This is a genomic window from Salinibacillus aidingensis, assembly GCF_055393355.1.
The window spans coordinates 1,934,065-1,951,827 of the sequence record NZ_AP043759.1 but is presented as its reverse complement, the minus strand read 5'-3'; the positions used below and the strand labels follow the sequence as shown (position 1 = coordinate 1,951,827).

The window sequence follows — 17,763 nt, the reverse complement described above, 5'->3', positions numbered from 1 at the left end:
CAAAAAGAAAATCCCGATTCAGTCGGGATTTTCTTTTTTATACTTATAAATTTAATCCATCATGGAAAAAATATGAAAGGAATCATGAAAGAGCTTGTCCATGTTCCAGTTTGAAAATGCAGGTCCTTTACTTGCATCAGAAAAATTCCTATGCAACAGGTATGGAGGGAAACTAATGAGAAAAATGGCAACAATGCTATCGATTTTTTGTTTACTCACATCAACTATGGTTTTACCCGTACAGGCAGAACAATCAGAAAAAACAGAAGTGGATTTGGCAGAAAATTCAAAGTCAGCTATTTTAATGGAAAAGGACACTGGTGAGATTCTGTATAAGAAAAATAGTGAAGAACGTCTCCCACCCGCCAGTATGACAAAGGTCATGACGATGATCCTCATTATGGAGGCCTTGGAAAGTGGGAAAATTAAGCGTGATGAAAAGGTACGGATCAGCGAGAATGCTGCATCTATGGGTGGCTCGCAAATCTTCCTTGAAGAAGGCGAGGAAATGACTGTAGATGACCTTTTAAAAGGGATTGCCGTTGCATCCGGAAATGATGCTTCCGTTGCTTTAGCTGAACGGATTGCCGGTTCGGAAAAAGCCTTTGTTGAACAAATGAATAAAAAGGCGAAGGAGTTAGGATTAGAAAATACAAAGTTTAAAAATACAACGGGACTGCCTGCAGAAGGTCACTACAGTACAGCGCAGGATATGGCTGTCATGGCGAAGGAACTTCTGAAGCATGAACAAATAACGGAATATACAAGCATTTATGATGATTATTTACGTAAAGGAACAGAGGATGAGTTCTGGTTAGTAAACACAAACAAGCTCGTAAAGTTTTATAAAGGAGTAGATGGATTAAAAACGGGGTATACAAGTGAGGCGAAATATTGTCTGACTGCGACCGCAAAAAGGGATGAAATGCGTGTCATTGCTGTAGTCATGGGTGCAGAAACGACCAAAAAGAGAAACAAGGATATTTCAGCTATGCTGGACTATGCATTTCAGCAATATAACACAAAACCGGTTTATGATCGGTTTGAGCAAGTGGATGAGATGAATCTGCTTAAAGCGGACAAGGCTAATGTTAAAGTTGTAACAGGTGATCAGGTTTCCATCTTAATGAAAAAGGGTGAAAAGGCTGAAAACCTTGAGCAGGTCATTGAATATAAAGAGGAGCTGTCGTTACCGCTTAAAAAGGGACAGGAAGTGGGCACCCTTAAATTAATGAATGATGAAGATGTTTTATCCGAGACCCCATTAATTGTGAATCAGGATATTCAGCAGGCCGGGATCTGGACCTTAATGAAGCGCACAATGAGTAATTTTTACAAACCGTTTTAAAATGTAAGTCATTTTGACGAAATTGCACTTCTTTTGTCAGCAAGCAGGAAATCAAAAGGACAAAGAAGAAAGACTCAAGGAGAAGTAAAGCAAGCAAAAAGGAGGCATTCAATCTTGAGTCTTTCTGTGCAATTTGAAAGTAAACATCAAGTATTGCTCGTAAGGTTAACGGGTGAATTAGACCACCATACGTCTGAAGATTTAAAACAGCAATGGCAGTCAGAAATGAAAAAGAGTGATATTCAGCATGTCGTTGTTAACTTAGAAGATCTGAGTTTTATGGATAGTTCAGGTTTGGGCGTTATGCTTGGCAGATATAAAGAGGTTCAGGAATTAGGTGGAGAAATGGTTGTATGTTCAATTTCTCCATCTGTTAAAAGGCTGTTTGAGCTGTCAGGTCTATTTAAAATTGTCCGACTGGAAGAAGATGAAGCTGAAGCGCTCAAAAATCTGGGGGTGGCATCATGAAAAATGAGATGCACCTCGAATTTTCAGCTATTAGTGAAAATGAGTCCTTTGCCAGGGTTACCATTGCATCTTTTATTGCCCAGGTAGATCCAACTATGGACGAGCTTACGGAAATTAAAACCGTTGTCTCTGAGGCGGTCACAAATGCGATTATCCATGGCTATGAAAAGGATGTAGACGGTAAAGTTTATATGGATTGTGTTCTGCATGATCAATTTGTGGAACTCACCATTCGGGATGAAGGAATAGGAATTGACGATTTAGATGAGGCCAAGCAGCCTTTGTATACATCAAAACCGGAACTTGAGCGATCCGGAATGGGTTTTACCATCATGGAGAACTTTATGGATGAAGTTGACATTCAATCTGAAAAAGGTAGAGGCACAACGGTTAAGCTGAGGAAACATTTTCAAAAAAGCGAAAACCTTGTGTGAATAAGGGGATATGTCTATGGATGTGGAACTGAAAACTTCCAATAGCGACAAGCCGTTGTCGGATGAAGAGGTGAAACAGCTAATTCATGAAAGTCAGCAAGGGGATCAGGATGCAAGAGATTTTCTGGTGGAAAAAAATACGCGACTTGTATGGTCAGTTGTACAGCGCTTTCTGAACCGGGGATATGATCCGGATGATTTGTTTCAAATCGGCAGTATAGGTCTGTTAAAGTCTATTGATAAGTTTGATCTTTCTTATGAAGTCAAATTTTCCACTTATGCAGTTCCTATGATTATTGGTGAGATTCAACGTTTCATTCGTGATGATGGAAGTGTCAAAGTTAGCCGCTCATTAAAGGAGACCGGTAACAAAATCAGGAAGAAACGGGATGAATTATCCAAGGAATACGGCCGCTCCCCAACCATACAGGAGTTAGCAGATGAAATGGATATTTCACCGGAAGATATTGTGTTCGCTCAGGAAGCATCAAAATCCCCTCATTCCATACATGAAACGGTTTATGAAAATGATGGAGACCCGATTACACTTTTGGATCAAATGTCCGATGAAGATTCGAAGTGGTTTGATAAAATCGCTCTGAAAGAAGTGATTCGAAATTTAGACGAAAGAGAGCGACTCATCATCTATTTGCGATACTATAAAGATCAAACACAGTCAGAAGTCGCTCATCGACTCGATATATCACAAGTGCAGGTATCAAGGCTTGAAAAGAAAATATTGGATCATATACGTGATCAAATGAAAACGTAAACTAAAAAATGTCAGCTGAAAAGCTGGCATTTTTTGTGGGTAATTATAAAATCTCGTGGAAAATAAATCAGGAGAGGCCACGTCCGGCTCCAGCGTCCAGCGACTAGCGAGACTTCCTTCACCTCCGTCCGATAAGTCAACATCGACTCAACAAAGTCTCGTCGTGTTTCCTTTTCCGCGTGTTAACTGGCTGTAAGACCCCCTGTTAATAAATAAATGGAGGTCAACAGCCAGTAAACACCCGATTTGTTCAACTAACAATCAGTTGGGGGACAACCCCCACTGATTGAAGTTTCACTTTATCTCCTCCGGCTCAGTCCAGTCCGTACGTCGCTAATAGAAAAGCGAAGGCGACCGTTTAGGCCCGACGGCATAAGCAGAATATCCGGAGTGGCCGCTTTTTGGCCATGGAGGCGAGGGGATTCTGCTTATGACCGCTTGGGCCTGGGAGCGCAGCTGGACAGAGAAAAGCGGAGGCGACTGTTCAGGTCATGCGGGATAAGACGAAGACATGGAGTGGCATGGTTTTGGCCACGAAATGGCTTTGGCTTATATCCGCGTTGACCTAGGAGCCGCAGCTGGACAGAGAAAAGCGGAGGCGACTGTTCAGGTCATGCGGGATAAGACGAAGACATGGAGTGGCATGGTTTTGGCCACGAAATGGCTTTGACTTATATCCGCCTTGACCTAGGAGCCGCAGCTGGACAAACGGGCGCTTCCGCCTTTGTTTTTCACCTGCTAACTTTTTGCATGAACAAACCGGCAGTTACACATAATAAACGTAAACTTCTCAACAAGAGAGGAGTGTTGTGCCATGGGGGAACAGGTTTATATACGATTACGTCATAAAATTAAAATACCTAAGGAAAAGAAGCTGCTGCTTAAGGATATAGCCTTTATAACCGCAAATGATCATTGGCGAAAGCTTCTGGAAAATACCTTTATCTATCAGGTGAAAAAGGACGATAAGAACATAGTGGTACTGGACATTTACTCGGTTATTCAACTTCTTGGAAATCAACACCCTAATTTGGAATTTCAATCGATTGGACCTAATCAGACCATTGCCTATATAGATGTTTCGCCAAAAAAGCCTCGTTTGTTCATCGTCGGTTTTATCTGGCTATTGTTATTTATTGGTTCCGGAATGGCTATTATGAACTTTCACTATGATGTGAGCATGCAGGAGGTCCAGCAGCATCTCCATTATTTGTTGACAGGCAAGAGCAATCCTTATCCTCTGTGGCTTCAAATCCCATATTCCATAGGCCTGGGGCTGGGCATGATCCTGTTTTTTAATCATGTCTTTAAGAAACGAATTAACGAAGAACCAAGTCCGTTGGAAGTAGAAATCCATAAATATCAGCAGGAATTGGATAATTACGTGATCCTACATGAAAACGAAATGAGTAAAAACGATGATCATGATTAAGCTGCTGGAAGTGATGATTGGACTTGCTTCCGGGCTAGCGGTAGGAGCGGGATTTGTCGCCTTTTTAACGGTTTTAGGAGTAATTCCCAGGCTGATCCAGCTAAGTAAAACACATGTCTTTACACAATATTATGAAACAAGCGTGATTGCAGGTGCACTATTTGGCACGTTCTTATCCTTCAGTTCTTTTGTTTTCAGCCTCCCCGTATTTATTGAAATGGTGTGGGGGTTATTTCATGGCATTTTTATCGGTATGCTGGCGGCTGCATTAACAGAAGTCCTTAATGTATTTCCTATCCTTGCCAAAAGAGTTGGTATGGATGGGTATATTTTGGGATTTTTAATGGCACTTGTTCTGGGAAAAGTTTTAGGGTCCCTATTCCAGTGGATGATTTTTGTGAAATGAGTTATTGGAGTGGTGATATGAGTAAAAAATTTGATAAGCAAAATTATAAAAATACGGTTAAATCTTATCAACCCAAACCAAATTTATTCCTTAATTGTGTTAAAGCCTTCATTATCGGTGGATTAATTTGTGTCGTTGGTCAAGCCTTAACCGACTTTTATATTGGCGTTTTTGGATACAGTGAAAAGGATGCAGCCAGTCCAACGGCTGCTACGCTGATTCTGATTTCATCTCTTCTGACCGGCTTTGGTGTATATGATAAGTTAGCCCAGTTTGCCGGTGCAGGTTCAGCTGTGCCTATCACTGGATTTGCCAATGCAATAACAAGTGCAGCTTTAGAGCATAAGAGTGAAGGCTTAGTTTTGGGTGTCGGTGGTAATATGTTTAAATTGGCTGGTTCTGTTATTGTTTATGGAACGGTTTCTGCTTATCTGGTTGGGATTATCCGGTACTTAATCATGCAATAAACAGGAGGATTTACATGGGTAAATTAGGGAAGCAGACATGGATATTTGAAAATCAAGTATACATTAATGAAACCGCAACTGTTGCAGGTCCCATGGAAGCACAGGGTCCTCTTAGCGAAACCTTTGATATCACTTTTGATGATTTACATTGTCATGAGGATAACTGGGAGAAGGCAGAACGAAAAATCCTCCAGCAGTCTATACAAACCTGTATTCAAAAGGCCAGATTACAAACAGATCAGATCGACTTAATGTTAAGTGGCGATTTGCTCAACCAAAATGTTACGTCAAATTATGCAGCAAGAACCTTGTCTATACCGATTTTAAATATGTTTGGGGCATGTTCCACCTCAATGGAAACGCTGGCTGTCGCTTCTGCACTAGTGGATGCCGGTTTTGTGAACAATGCGATTGCTGCCACCAGCAGTCACAATGCAACAGCAGAGAGACAATTCCGGTATCCCACAGAGTATGGCGGGCAAAAACCTGCTACAGCTACAACGACAATTACTGGCGGGGGGAGTGCATTAGTTTCTCAAAAGCCATCAACGATAAGAGTAGAAGCGGCCACAATAGGAAAGGTAATGGACTATCAGATGGGTGATCCATTTGATATGGGTTCCGCTATGGTTCCGGCAGCTTATGACACCATTAAAACCCATCTGGCTGATATGGGTCGTTCCCCGGATGACTATGACTTAATTGTCACTGGGGATTTGTCCTCTATTGGAAGTCCAATTCTTAAGGATATGATGAAAGAGGATGGAATTAATATTGATGACGTGCATAACGATTGTGGATTAATGATTTATAACAGTGATCAGCCTGTTTTCGCAGGTGGCAGTGGGACAGCCTGCTCAGCAGTTGTGACCTATGGACATATTGTATCCGAATTGCGAAAGGGCCGTTTGAATCGTGTGCTAATCGCAGCAACAGGCTCCCTTCACAGTCCGACAATGATCCAACAGAAAGAAACGATGCCATCAATAGCACATGGTGTAGTGCTGACGAGAGAGGAGTTGAGCTAATTGGACTATTTATGGGCTTTTCTCGTTGGAGGCGGAATATGCGTGATTGGACAAATTTTACTTGATGTAGCCAAGCTGACACCTGCTCATGTCTTATCTTCATTTGTTGTCACAGGTGCAGTTCTTGATGGGTTCAGTTTATATGATAAGTTAATTAAATTTGCCGGAGCTGGTGCTACCGTTCCTATTACAAGCTTTGGTCACTCCCTGTTACATGGAGCGATGAAACAGGCTGAGGATCATGGATTTATCGGAGTGGCCATTGGAATTTTTCAATTAACTTCAGCAGGTATAGCCTCGGCCATTTTATTCGGATTTCTCGTAGCAGTTTTCTTTAAACCAAAAGGATAATGGAAAGGGTAGATACGGCTTATGTCAAAGTCACAGAAGATTGCTGTATCCGAAAAGCTGACCGAAAATGAAAAGTACATGAAGGATCGTGTAGGTGTCGGAACATCCTTTGATCTCGGTTTCAGACAGATTAAGGTGTTAAAAAAGGATGTTGATATCTACTATCTGACAGGAATGTGCGATACAGCTTATATTATTGAAATCATAAAGAAATTGGTTGAAATCAATGATTTTGAATCTAATTATTCAAAGGTTAATGAAGTCATCCATAATCGACTGGTTCATCAGCAGGTAACAGAAGTCAAAACAATGGATGAAGCAGTTGATGAACTCCTCTCTGGTCTTATCGCTATTTTTGTTGATGGTGAAAAGCATGCGTTTATTGTTGATGTCCGTTCTTATCCGGGACGATCCCCTCAGGAGCCGGATACAGAAAAAGTGGTAAGAGGCTCAAGAGATGGTTATACGGAGAACATTATTGAAAATACGTCTCTTACACGCAGAAGGATTCGGGATGAACGTTTACGTGTGGAAATAACGAAGGTTGGTGAACGCTCCAAAACAGATGTCGTTTTTATGTACTTAAAAGATGTAGCAGATCAGGGGCTTGTGGACTTAATAAAAAATGAAATTGAAAATATAGAAGTTGATGGGATCTCAATGGCGGATAAAACGATTGAGGAATTTTTAGTGCATCAGGGGTTTAATCCATTCCCAATGGTCCGTTACACTGAGCGCCCGGATGTGGCTTCTTCACATTTGTTAGAAGGCCATGTCATTGTAATGGTTGATACGTCACCAAGTATGATTATTACACCTACAACTTATTTTCACCATGTACAGCATGCTGAAGAATTTCGTGAATCACCGGCAGCAGGTTCATTTGTAAGATGGATCCGCTTTTTAGGGATATTAGCGTCGATCTTTTTGCTGCCACTTTGGCTTTCATTCGTTTTAGATCCAACGTTGCTGCCTTCAGGATTGGAGTTTATAGGTCCTAAAGAAGAAGGGAACATCCCTGTTGTTATCCAGCTTATATTAGCTGATATAGGGATTGAGTTTTTACGGATGGCAGCAATTCACACACCAACACCACTGTCCACAGCGATGGGCCTAATTGCGGCTGTTCTAATTGGACAAATTGCTATTGATGTAGGCTTGTTTATGCCCGAGGTAATTCTTTATGTTTCAATTTGTGCAATTGGGGCTTTTGCAACGCCAAGCTATGAACTGGGTGTCGCAAATAAGATGACAAGGCTCTTGCTTATGATCTCTGTAGCTCTGTTTGGAATCAAGGGGTTTGCCATTGGAGGTACGCTTTATATACTGTTCCTTGTCAGCAGAAATTCCCTTAATACTCCTTATATGTGGCCGTTTATTCCATTTGATGCTAAGGGAATGAGCCAGATTCTGTTCAGAGTGTCGGTACCATTAACGAACCGTCGTCCAAGTATCGTACGACCAAAGAATGACCATAGACAACCGTGGAATTAAATATTGAAACAAAAAGAAGGATATGATAAAGTATTTCTATACTTTATCGGTACTATTATCTTGGGAGGCAGTGGCACTGTCTCCTTCTTTTTTAATTTACAGGGGTGAATGTGATGTCTACTAATAAATCTAATCATTTACATTTTGGCGGAATGGATATGCTGGAGCTTGCACAGACATATGGGACACCACTTTATGTTTATGATGTTCATAAAATCAGAGAAAATGCTAAAGCATTTGTGGATACATTTAAGCAACTTGAGGTACCCTTTCAGGTGGCGTATGCCAGTAAGGCTTTTTCCTCTGTTGCGATGCTTCAGGTTGCAAAGCAGGAGGGGTTAAGCCTGGATGTTGTTTCACAAGGTGAACTGTATACAGCTCTGCAGGCAGATTTTCCAGTGGAAAGAATCCATCTGCATGGAAATAATAAAAGTGCAGAAGAACTGGACATGGCGCTTAAACATAAAATCGGATGTATTGTTGTAGATAATTTTTATGAAATCAGTCTATTGGAAAATTTGGTAAATGAATATCAACAGGCCGTCAATGTTCTATTAAGAGTCACACCTGGAATTGAGGCTCATACGCATGATTATATTCTTACAGGACAGGAAGATTCCAAATTCGGCTTTGATTTATCGAATGGGCAGGCTGAACAAGCGCTGTTACAGCTTCTTCCCAATGAAAATATAAATGTGATGGGACTTCACTGTCACATCGGTTCGCAGATTTTTGAAACGACCGGTTTTGTTATGGCTGTCCAAAAACTCTATCAGACTATGAATCATTGGTATCAAACTCATCATTATATCCCTGAAGTTTTAAACTTAGGCGGTGGCTTTGGTATTAAATATACTGAGGAGGATGAGCCGAAACCGCTGGCTCAATATGCAGAAGTGCTGGTCCAGGAAGTGAAAAAACAGGCAGGACATTTTGGGCTTCCTGTTCCGGAAATCTGGATTGAGCCTGGTCGTGCGATTGTTGGTGACGCAGGGATAACCCTCTATTCCGTTGTATCTATTAAGGAAATCCCTGGAGTACGGACCTATGTTTCGGTGAATGGGGGGATGACAGACAACATCCGGCCTGCATTATATAACGCCAAATATCAAGCTGTCGTTGCAAATAAACTCCATGAAGCACCCACAAAGACCGTCTCCGTTGCAGGAAAATGCTGTGAAACAGGTGACATGCTAATCTGGGATGAAAAGGTGCCTGATTCAATAGAGGCAGGTGACATTCTAGCTATATTTTCAACTGGAGCATATGGTTACTCCATGTCAAACAACTATAACCGCTTTCCGAAGCCAGCTGTTGTATTCGTTGAAAATGGACAAAGCCAGCTCGTCGTCAAAAGAGAATCCTACCAATCCCTAACCCAGAACGACCTGTCTTATGAATAGAAAAGCGAAGGCGACCGGTTAGGTCCGACGGCATAAGCAGAAGATCCGGAGTGGCATGCTTTTCCGCCACGTAGGAGCTTATGCTTATGACCGCTTGGACCTGGGAGCCGTAGCTGGACAAAGAAAAGCGAAGGCGACCGGCAATAACAAAGAGATAGGTTCCTGTAGTCATAACAAATTCACTGATGGATGATTTCTTTTGTGATATGATAAGTACGATTGATATAAAAGGAGATGATTTTTTGACGAAACAAGGCTATATTTTAATGGAAAATGGAGATAAAATTGAGTTTGAATTATATCCGGATGAAGCTCCTGGCACCGTTACCAACTTTGAAAAACTGGCTAATGACGGTTTTTATAATGGTCTTACATTCCATCGGGTCATCCCGGGTTTTGTGAGTCAGGGCGGCTGCCCAAGGGGAGATGGAACTGGTAATGCAGGATATACCATCAAATGTGAGACAGAGGGTAATCCTCATAAACATGTTCCTGGCAGCTTATCAATGGCTCATGCTGGTAAGGATACAGGCTCCTGTCAATTTTTTATCGTACATGAAGAGCAGCCTCATTTAAATGGCGTGCATACAGTGTTTGGACAAGTGACTTCCGGTCTTGAAACAGCGAAAGCCATGAAAAATGGAGATGTTATGAAGGAAGTTAAGATCAACGGATAAATCATAAAATGTGGCTGGGATCTGACAAAATTACTGCTAATGAAAAGGATGTTTCCAGATGAGGGGGTATACGCCCCCTTCTCAACCCGGATTTTTCTTTGATGAAAACACTTTGGCCCCAGCTGCATTCTGTTTGTATTTGCCGACGTTAAGGAGATTTCTATGATTAGTTTACTAATCTTTTTCCTTTTAATCGCTCCTCTTACTATTCTTTTTCACGAATTTGGCCATGCAGGTATGGCCTATATTCTTAAGGCGGATCTCGTCCATTTTTTTATTGGGTCAGGCAGGGAAAGAGCAGCCTTAAGAGTGGGGAGGATTCATCTTCATCTGCACACCCTGTTATTTATGGGAGGTCAGTCCCTAAGTGAAAAAGAAAATGACTTCAAAGCCTGGGAAAAGGTGTTAATATCAATAGCCGGCCCCATTATGAATGGAGTTGTGGCCTGGGGCATATCTTTTATGTCCTATGAAAATACGGTCATTCAATTAGCCATTTGGTTTAATTTATGGCTTGCCATCCTAAACTTAATTCCTTTTCGGCATGGGAGGAAAAAATCAGATGGTTATGTTTGTGTTGAGGTTTTTATAAAAAGTTTGAGGACAAGAGATTAAATTAGTGAATGAATACCATTTGCATGAACAATAAAAGGAATTATAATAATAGAGAAATGATATCCTTTTGGAGGATTTACGATAATGCGAAAGAAAAATAGACGATTATTTTTATTGTTAGCAGGATTTGGTCTTATTTGGGGATTTATTTACTGGTATTATATTGTTTAGATAAATACACTATTTTAGAAGGAAAAGGATAAAATTTATAGAACATTATGGTCAAGTGGCTTTGGATGGAAAATAAAGGATTAATATTAGAAAGAATTGGAAAAGATGTATTTATATACAAATTTTATATGCAAACATACAGGTATAGTTCAATCATAGACGTTTTGCGTTTGAAGGGTATAAATCAGAGTGACTTTCGAATAATGAGGGATTATTATGTTAATACGTTACAAAAAAACATTTGAAAAAATAGCCATGGGTTTACTATCATTTATGCCGGAAGAAAAGGATGTTAAGAAACTGCAGCAGACAATTAAGGAATATGAGTCAAATGAAAATTGGCATTTATATCTATGGAAGGAAGAAGACTTGCTGGGAGCTGTTGGAATTCGAATTGAAAATGAAGAAAAGGCAGTTATTCAGCATATCTCTGTAAATCCATCCCACCGTCATCAGGGGATTGGAAAGAAGATGATTGATGCAGTACGCACACAATATGAGAACCGTTATATCGTTTGTGCGGATGATCGTACGGAATCCTTTGTAAAAAAGTGTGAAGATGTGATTCAGAGAGATCAGTCCATCTAGGTTTAAGTGTCGTGCCGCAAAATGTGCTTATGTACAACATAATGATTGGTTAAATCGCTTTTAGAATTAAACGCGCAATTCCATTTGAAACATTTTTGCCTGACCTGTTCAGTAAGGCACCTATCCTGAATGGGTAATGAAAAACTCTGATAGGCTTTCTTCTGCTGCATGTTTGATTCAAGCGTATCAAGGGTTTTCAACATTTCGGATTTGGATAGTCCAAAGTTTTCGATTAACGTATGATGAAGATGAAATTTTTGCTTTGCCTTTTTTATCAGGCGTAAGGCTCCCACATGATTCCCTCTCCGCTGATGGTATAATGAAACTGCCAACTGGATAAAAGCAACCCAAATAGAATTTCGGTCCAAGGGTGTCTCCTTTTTCCACCTTTCCTCCAATATCTCATGACATTCGAAATAGTCCCTGGTTCCTAAAAAGTGAGCCAGATACGTAACATATGCATCATCATACATACCAGCAACTCCTTTAATTATAGTGACGGTAACTAATTAAATAATCCATTTTTTTCAGTTTATCATGAGAAACGGAATAAACATATTCCTGGATATAAAAAAAACCAAGCGCTAAGCCTTGATAAGCTTAGCGCAGGTTTTGGGGATTAATTAATATCCTCCATAACCCCAGCTTGCACCGACAATAATTAACAGAATGAACAATACTACGATTAACGCGAAACCGCCGCCATAACCATATGAACCCATAGTAAATCCTCCTTTTTTAGATTACAATGATAAAAGGAAATATCGATAACTCATTACCTTTTACCATGTTTCTTACGTTAATACCTTATGTACATTTATTTAATGTTGTATAGGCGGATGTAAAGAATTGAATTAATTTTTTCAGGGAAGGAATTCTGATGAAGATGGGCGAAGAATATCTTGTTAAATTAGACACATTTGAAGGACCGCTGGATTTATTATTACACTTGATTAATCGCTACGAAATTGATATATATGATATTCCGGTTGCTCAAATTACAGAACAATATATGAGCTACATCCATACGATGCAACAGCTGGAACTGAATATAGCCAGTGAGTATCTGGTGATGGCTGCAACGTTAATTGAAATCAAGAGTAAGATGCTTATCCCCAACCAGGAACTGGAATTGGAAGAGGATGAGTATGAAGAAGAGGATCCGAGAGAGGACCTTATGAGGCGATTGATTGAATACCGCAAATATAAGGAAGCAGCCCAAAACCTTAAGGACAGAGAATTGGAAACGAATCAGATTTACACACGACCGCCTGTTAATCTGGACGTTTATAAAAATGAAAATAAACCCGTTGAAAATCATGGAGAAGTGACCATTTTTGACATGATTGGTGCATTACAGAAGCTGTTCCAAAGAAAGAAATGGAACGAACCCCTGGAAACAACAGTTGAGAGGCAGGATATTCCGATTCAGGAACGAATGGACCAAATGCTGAATTATATCCAACAGGCAAATCGGAAAATATTCTTTGATGAATTATTTCCCTCACCTGTTCGTTCCCATATTGTTGTATCATTTATTGCATTACTCGAATTAATGAAAAGTAGAATGATTATTTGTGAACAGGAAACAAATTTTTCCGATATTATCATTTATCAGGATGCAGAAGATCAATTAACGGATTAAACGGAGGATCACAATGGAATTACAGAAGTTAAAAGCAGCAACAGAAGGATTATTATTTGCTTCAGGTGAAGAGGGGCTTAGTAAAAAGCAGCTGGCAAAGGTTCTTGAAGTAGACCAGACAGCAGTAGACGTCATTGTGGACGAACTAAAGTATGATTATGAGCATGAACAACGGGGAATTACGATTATGCAATCTGCTGATTTTTTTCATTTAACGACAAAACCGGAGCATGCGCATTATTTTGAAAAGCTCGTTGAAACCCCTTCATCATCCCGCCTCTCCCAGGCTGCTTTGGAAACGCTGGCTATTATTGCCTATAACCAGCCGATTACACGAACGGAAATTGAAGAAATTAGAGGGGTAAACAGTGATGGTCCTGTTCAGACATTGATATCACGTCAACTTATTGAAGAGGCCGGGAGAAAGGAAACGAGTGGACGGCCCGTTTTATTTGTGACGACGACCCAGTTTCTTTCCTTCTTTGGTTTAACCTCATTGGAAGAGTTACCGCCATTACCTGAGGATTTAATAGATGAAAATATGGAAATGGAAGCTGATTTATTCTTTGAAAGATTTAAAGAAGATACAGACTTCTAAAGAGTGGATAATTGTCTGACTTTTCAAATTAAATATGATACGATATAAATAAATACGATATATGGGAGGATGGGGGTTGGAGATAAAAAATTTTACTGGCCGTCAGTTGGAAAAAAGTGTTCCGGCTTCACCCGAGGATGGATTTATTCGTTCGCAGGTTATTTATTACGAGGGCAGTTTTGAACAGGTATTTCAGCTTGTGTACCCTGAATATTTTAATCGGAATTTTTCAACGGTTACACCTTTCGAAAAGGAACCTGTGATTTCATCAGATCCGTACAATTACGATTTTAAAGAAGTGGCAGCGTTAGCCTTACTTTTAACAAATCCGGAATACAAGCAGCAAAGAAGATTGTATGTTCCTGACTGGGATCAGTTTGCCTCTCTGTTTGAGCAGGTTCAATGGGATACTGTCGAAAACGTCATAAAGGAACTGCTGGAATACACCCCTTAAACTTCATAGACCGTGACTAAAGCTTCCTCATAATCGGGGAAGCTTTTTCACATTTGGAAGACCTGGGCATATGATGATGTCGAGGTGATGAAGATGAATGCACAAACCAGACAATATTTATATGCTTTGTTAAATTGGGCAGATGAGGTAGAAGAAAAAGTATTAAATAATCGAAAAAACGTGGATCTATCATTTGTACAGAACAGGATGAAAAACTGGCGGAACAATATACAAACGTATTTAATAAACCATCAGTCTGTGACACAGGAAGATCTGGAACACATTCAGAGGAGTGGTGAGGAAATGGTGGAAGACATCGTAACAGTACGAGGAGAGCAGCCAAATGCGAATCGTGTGCCGATAGGAGAACATAGACTTCCACCTCTTCCTTATGATTATGATGCACTTGAACCGGTAATCTCCGAAGAAATTATGCGGCTCCATCATGATGTCCACCACAAGAGTTATGTAGAAGGTTTAAATAAGGCGGAGCAAATGATCGACAAATGGAGTGAATCCCAAAATAGCCAAATGCTAAGGCATTGGATGAGAGAGCAGTCGTTCAATGGAAGCGGACACTTCCTTCACACCATTTTTTGGAATAACATGTCTCCTGAAGGTGGCGGGAAGCCAACAGGGGAGCTTGCTGCACATCTCAATCAGGTTTTTGGCAGCTTTAAACGGTTTAAACAGCTTCTTACCCATGCAGCAAAGTCTGTACAGGGGACAGGTTGGGCCATGCTTGTGTGGGAGCTGCGTTCTGGTCGCGCTGCAATTCAGACAATCGAAAAACACAATATGTATGCCCTTTGGGACGTTATCCCGCTGCTCGTATTAGACGTGTGGGAGCATGCATATTATTTACAGTACCAAACGGATAAAGGGAAATATGTAGACAACTGGTGGAAGGTTGTAAACTGGCAGGACGTCCAAACCCGTTTTAATCAGGCGAAGCAATTAACCTGGTCTTTAGCATGAATTGGATACTTCAGACTGATCCCTATCAAAAAATGGATAGGGATATTTTAATGACTTTTTATGGCTTCAACTGCAGTAGAATCATGTCTGTGCATTTGACTTTTATGCTCCCTTCTGTTTTTGTCATAAGCCCGTCCTTTCCTTCATATTTTAGTACAAACACCATGAAATGGAGGACTTGTTTTGAAAAACATCAAAAAAATGCTCATTATTATCATAATCCTTCCGTTTCTATATACTGCCTGGTATCCAACGACTGCACATGCTGCACCTGGAGTTTCGGCTGAAAATGCTGTATTAATGGAGTATGAGTCCGGAAGAGTTCTATTTGATAAGAATGCACATCAGAAAAAAAGTATAGCCAGTATTACGAAAATCCTGACAGCGATTGTAGCCATTGAACATGGTGATTTGAATGAAACTGTCACAGTGAGTGAAAATGCGGTGAGAACAGAAGGCTCCTCGATCTATTTAGATGCGGGTGACAAAGTTAAACTGAAGGACCTGGTTTATGGATTAATGCTCAGGTCAGGGAATGACGCTGCCGTAGCAATCGCTGAGCACGTAGGAGGCAGTATACCAGGCTTTGCCCATTTGATGAATCAGAAGGCGCAATGGATTGGGATGACAGACTCTCATTTTGCAAACCCACATGGTCTGGAAGCTGATGGCCATCATTCCACGGCATATGACATGGCATTATTAATGAGGTATGCCATGCAGAATAAGACGTTTTCAAAAATATCAGGTACGAAAAAGTATAAGGGGGAAAATGAACGCTTCCCATGGCACAATAAGAACAAGCTGTTAACAAGGTATCCTTACTGTATTGGCGGAAAAACCGGTTATACAAGGAAAGCGGGAAGAACACTGGTTACCAGTGCCGAAAAAGAAGATATGAAGCTAATCGTAGTGACTTTAAATGATCGGAAAGATTGGGATGATCATACTCATCTGTATGAATGGGGGTTCAATTCCTTTGATTTACAGCTGATTCGTGATATGGGACAGATTGAGCTTTCACTTCCTGGTGGGAGCACCGTGTCAGCCGAAATCGTAAACCCTGTCGTTCTGCCGTTATCCAAAAAAGAGTCCGAAAAGATAGAAAGTAAGACTTATATAAAAGAAGATTTTCGAGTGTCAGATGATGAGGTGATCGGAAAAAGAGTATATACCTTAAATGATCAGGTTTTAGCAGAGAGAAATATTATTAAAGAGCCCGTACTGCCAAAAGAGGAAAGCCTGTTTGATAAAGTAAAAGACTTATTTCATCAGTTAAATGGGGTTTTATAAATGGTTAATTTAATCTGGGTCTTCCTGGCTGTTACAGGAATTATTTATGCGATGTTTAATGGAACAATGGACGAGGTGAATGAGGCAATCTTTGAAAGCGCGGATGAAGCGGTTATGCTTGCCATTGGATTAATAAGTGTACTGGTCTTTTGGCTGGGCATTATGCGAATTGCTGAAAATGCAGGTCTGTTAAGAGGACTGGCCAACTTATTTAAGCCCATTTTTAAACGGATATTCCCGGAAATCCCGCCTGAACATCCAGCTATGGGATATATTTTATCCAATTTTTCCGCAAACCTGTTCGGTCTCGGAAATGCAGCAACTCCCCTGGGAATCAAAGCGATGGAGGAAATGAAAAAGATAAACAACGATTCAACTGAGGCTTCACGGTCAATGGTTACATTTCTGGCCTTAAATACCTCAAGTGTTACTTTAATTCCCACAACTGTCATTGCTATTCGAATGCAATACGACTCTGCCAATCCAACAGAAATTGTAGGGACAACCATTCTTGCTACGGGCATTTCAACCATTGGCGCCCTTTGTGTGGACCGTTTTTTCTATTATCGAAGGGTACGGAGGAATAAGTCATGAGTGTGATAACGACTATTAGTACATGGATTATCCCGTTTATTATATTAATCGTGCTGATTGCAGGGACAATTAGGAAGGTTCCAACCTATGAAACATTTGTGGAAGGGGGTAAAGAAGGGGTGCGCATGGCTATATCCCTTCTTCCTTTTTTGTTAGGAATGATTGTTGCCATATCCATCTTTCGAGCGTCAGGAGCGATGGAGGGTTTTGTTGCATTAATTTCCCCCTTGCTGCAAATACTGGGAATACCCAGCGATATTGTTCCTCTTGCAGCTGTTCGTCCTATATCCGGAACAGCTGCACTGGCTGTTACCACTGATTTAATAAAGGAATTTGGACCTGATTCTTTTATTGGAAAGCTAGCTTCCACTATGCAGGGAAGTACAGATACGACCCTTTATGTTCTAACTGTCTATTTTGGTGCTGTTGGAATAAAAAAGATGGGGGATGCGCTTAAAGTTGGACTCTTAGCTGACCTTATTGGTATAATAGCATCGATTATGATATGTACTTATATCTTTGGATTCTAAAGCGTTAACAATGGTTA

Annotated in this window: 23 protein-coding genes; 21 read left to right on the top strand and 2 right to left on the bottom strand. The window is 40.5% G+C overall.

Features of this window, described 5'->3' with window-relative positions; translation table 11 throughout:
• Positions 1 to 175 precede the first annotated feature (175 nt).
• The 14 genes from ACZ5OK_RS10580 to ACZ5OK_RS10515 all read left to right on the top strand — a co-directional run bounded on the left by ACZ5OK_RS10580 (position 176) and on the right by ACZ5OK_RS10515 (position 11,654).
• Positions 176 to 1,348: a D-alanyl-D-alanine carboxypeptidase family protein gene (locus tag ACZ5OK_RS10580; protein ID WP_343836726.1), complete on the top strand. Its 1,173-nt coding sequence runs from the start codon at positions 176 to 178 to the stop codon at positions 1,346 to 1,348.
• Between the two features lie 114 nt (positions 1,349 to 1,462).
• On the top strand, positions 1,463 to 1,816 hold the full coding sequence (gene spoIIAA / locus ACZ5OK_RS10575) for an anti-sigma F factor antagonist (protein WP_044157902.1): 354 nt from the start codon (positions 1,463 to 1,465) through the stop codon (positions 1,814 to 1,816).
• Positions 1,813 to 2,250, top strand: coding sequence for an anti-sigma F factor (gene spoIIAB, locus ACZ5OK_RS10570; RefSeq protein WP_044157900.1), 438 nt, complete (start codon positions 1,813 to 1,815; stop codon positions 2,248 to 2,250). The genes spoIIAA and spoIIAB overlap by 4 nt, the downstream gene beginning before the upstream one ends.
• 16 nt (positions 2,251 to 2,266) lie before the next feature.
• Positions 2,267 to 3,022 (top strand): RNA polymerase sporulation sigma factor SigF, encoded by a 756-nt coding sequence (sigF, locus tag ACZ5OK_RS10565; protein WP_343836723.1) that lies wholly within the window; start codon positions 2,267 to 2,269, stop codon positions 3,020 to 3,022.
• 814 nt (positions 3,023 to 3,836) lie between these two features.
• Complete coding sequence (locus ACZ5OK_RS10560; protein ID WP_343836720.1) at positions 3,837 to 4,454, top strand: stage V sporulation protein AA; 618 nt, start codon at positions 3,837 to 3,839, stop codon at positions 4,452 to 4,454.
• Positions 4,441 to 4,860: a stage V sporulation protein AB gene (locus tag ACZ5OK_RS10555; RefSeq protein ID WP_343836718.1), complete on the top strand. Its 420-nt coding sequence runs from the start codon at positions 4,441 to 4,443 to the stop codon at positions 4,858 to 4,860. The genes ACZ5OK_RS10560 and ACZ5OK_RS10555 overlap by 14 nt, the downstream gene beginning before the upstream one ends.
• A gap of 17 nt (positions 4,861 to 4,877) precedes the next feature.
• Positions 4,878 to 5,327, top strand: a complete 450-nt coding sequence (gene spoVAC / locus ACZ5OK_RS10550; RefSeq protein ID WP_343836715.1) for a stage V sporulation protein AC — start codon at positions 4,878 to 4,880, stop codon at positions 5,325 to 5,327.
• A 14-nt stretch (positions 5,328 to 5,341) separates the two neighbouring features.
• Entirely contained in the window at positions 5,342 to 6,355 is a 1,014-nt protein-coding gene (gene spoVAD / locus ACZ5OK_RS10545) for a stage V sporulation protein AD (protein WP_343836712.1), read from the top strand.
• Positions 6,356 to 6,706, top strand: coding sequence for a stage V sporulation protein AE (gene spoVAE / locus ACZ5OK_RS10540; protein WP_343836710.1), 351 nt, complete (start codon positions 6,356 to 6,358; stop codon positions 6,704 to 6,706).
• A gap of 21 nt (positions 6,707 to 6,727) precedes the next feature.
• Complete coding sequence (locus ACZ5OK_RS10535; protein WP_343836708.1) at positions 6,728 to 8,200, top strand: spore germination protein; 1,473 nt, start codon at positions 6,728 to 6,730, stop codon at positions 8,198 to 8,200.
• A gap of 113 nt (positions 8,201 to 8,313) precedes the next feature.
• A complete protein-coding gene (gene lysA / locus ACZ5OK_RS10530; protein WP_425542167.1) occupies positions 8,314 to 9,603 on the top strand; it encodes a diaminopimelate decarboxylase in 1,290 nt (429 codons plus the stop codon).
• A 242-nt stretch (positions 9,604 to 9,845) separates the two neighbouring features.
• Positions 9,846 to 10,280 (top strand): peptidylprolyl isomerase, encoded by a 435-nt coding sequence (locus ACZ5OK_RS10525; RefSeq protein ID WP_343836703.1) that lies wholly within the window; start codon positions 9,846 to 9,848, stop codon positions 10,278 to 10,280.
• A gap of 162 nt (positions 10,281 to 10,442) precedes the next feature.
• On the top strand, positions 10,443 to 10,895 hold the full coding sequence (locus ACZ5OK_RS10520; protein ID WP_343836701.1) for a M50 family metallopeptidase: 453 nt from the start codon (positions 10,443 to 10,445) through the stop codon (positions 10,893 to 10,895).
• A gap of 387 nt (positions 10,896 to 11,282) precedes the next feature.
• Positions 11,283 to 11,654 carry a GNAT family N-acetyltransferase gene (locus ACZ5OK_RS10515; protein WP_343836699.1) on the top strand — a complete coding sequence of 124 codons (372 nt, stop codon included), beginning with the start codon at positions 11,283 to 11,285 and terminating at the stop codon, positions 11,652 to 11,654.
• A 2-nt stretch (positions 11,655 to 11,656) separates the two neighbouring features.
• Here the strand turns inward: ACZ5OK_RS10515 and ACZ5OK_RS10510 are convergent, their stop codons facing one another.
• Together ACZ5OK_RS10510 and ACZ5OK_RS10505 are read right to left on the bottom strand one after the other, a co-directional pair.
• The gene (locus tag ACZ5OK_RS10510; protein ID WP_343836697.1) at positions 11,657 to 12,127 is read right to left on the bottom strand and encodes a DUF309 domain-containing protein; all 471 of its coding nucleotides are present in this window, start codon (positions 12,125 to 12,127) and stop codon (positions 11,657 to 11,659) included.
• A 150-nt stretch (positions 12,128 to 12,277) separates the two neighbouring features.
• Entirely contained in the window at positions 12,278 to 12,376 is a 99-nt protein-coding gene (locus ACZ5OK_RS10505) for a YjcZ family sporulation protein (RefSeq protein WP_162038811.1), read from the bottom strand.
• A gap of 164 nt (positions 12,377 to 12,540) precedes the next feature.
• Here ACZ5OK_RS10505 and ACZ5OK_RS10500 point away from each other — a divergent pair, with 164 nt between their 5' ends.
• The 7 genes from ACZ5OK_RS10500 to ACZ5OK_RS10470 all read left to right on the top strand — a co-directional run bounded on the left by ACZ5OK_RS10500 (position 12,541) and on the right by ACZ5OK_RS10470 (position 17,746).
• Positions 12,541 to 13,299 carry a segregation/condensation protein A gene (locus ACZ5OK_RS10500; RefSeq protein ID WP_343837730.1) on the top strand — a complete coding sequence of 253 codons (759 nt, stop codon included), beginning with the start codon at positions 12,541 to 12,543 and terminating at the stop codon, positions 13,297 to 13,299.
• A 13-nt stretch (positions 13,300 to 13,312) separates the two neighbouring features.
• Positions 13,313 to 13,897 carry an SMC-Scp complex subunit ScpB gene (scpB, locus tag ACZ5OK_RS10495; RefSeq protein ID WP_044157880.1) on the top strand — a complete coding sequence of 195 codons (585 nt, stop codon included), beginning with the start codon at positions 13,313 to 13,315 and terminating at the stop codon, positions 13,895 to 13,897.
• Positions 13,898 to 13,973: 76 nt separating this feature from the next.
• Positions 13,974 to 14,351 carry a hypothetical protein gene (locus ACZ5OK_RS10490; RefSeq protein WP_343836691.1) on the top strand — a complete coding sequence of 126 codons (378 nt, stop codon included), beginning with the start codon at positions 13,974 to 13,976 and terminating at the stop codon, positions 14,349 to 14,351.
• 87 nt (positions 14,352 to 14,438) lie between these two features.
• The gene (locus ACZ5OK_RS10485; protein ID WP_343836689.1) at positions 14,439 to 15,329 is read left to right on the top strand and encodes a superoxide dismutase; all 891 of its coding nucleotides are present in this window, start codon (positions 14,439 to 14,441) and stop codon (positions 15,327 to 15,329) included.
• Positions 15,330 to 15,512: 183 nt separating this feature from the next.
• Entirely contained in the window at positions 15,513 to 16,622 is a 1,110-nt protein-coding gene (locus ACZ5OK_RS10480) for a D-alanyl-D-alanine carboxypeptidase family protein (protein ID WP_343836686.1), read from the top strand.
• Positions 16,623 to 17,216 (top strand): nucleoside recognition domain-containing protein, encoded by a 594-nt coding sequence (locus ACZ5OK_RS10475; RefSeq protein WP_343836684.1) that lies wholly within the window; start codon positions 16,623 to 16,625, stop codon positions 17,214 to 17,216.
• On the top strand, positions 17,213 to 17,746 hold the full coding sequence (locus ACZ5OK_RS10470) for a spore maturation protein (RefSeq protein WP_343836682.1): 534 nt from the start codon (positions 17,213 to 17,215) through the stop codon (positions 17,744 to 17,746). The genes ACZ5OK_RS10475 and ACZ5OK_RS10470 overlap by 4 nt, the downstream gene beginning before the upstream one ends.
• Positions 17,747 to 17,763 lie beyond the last annotated feature (17 nt).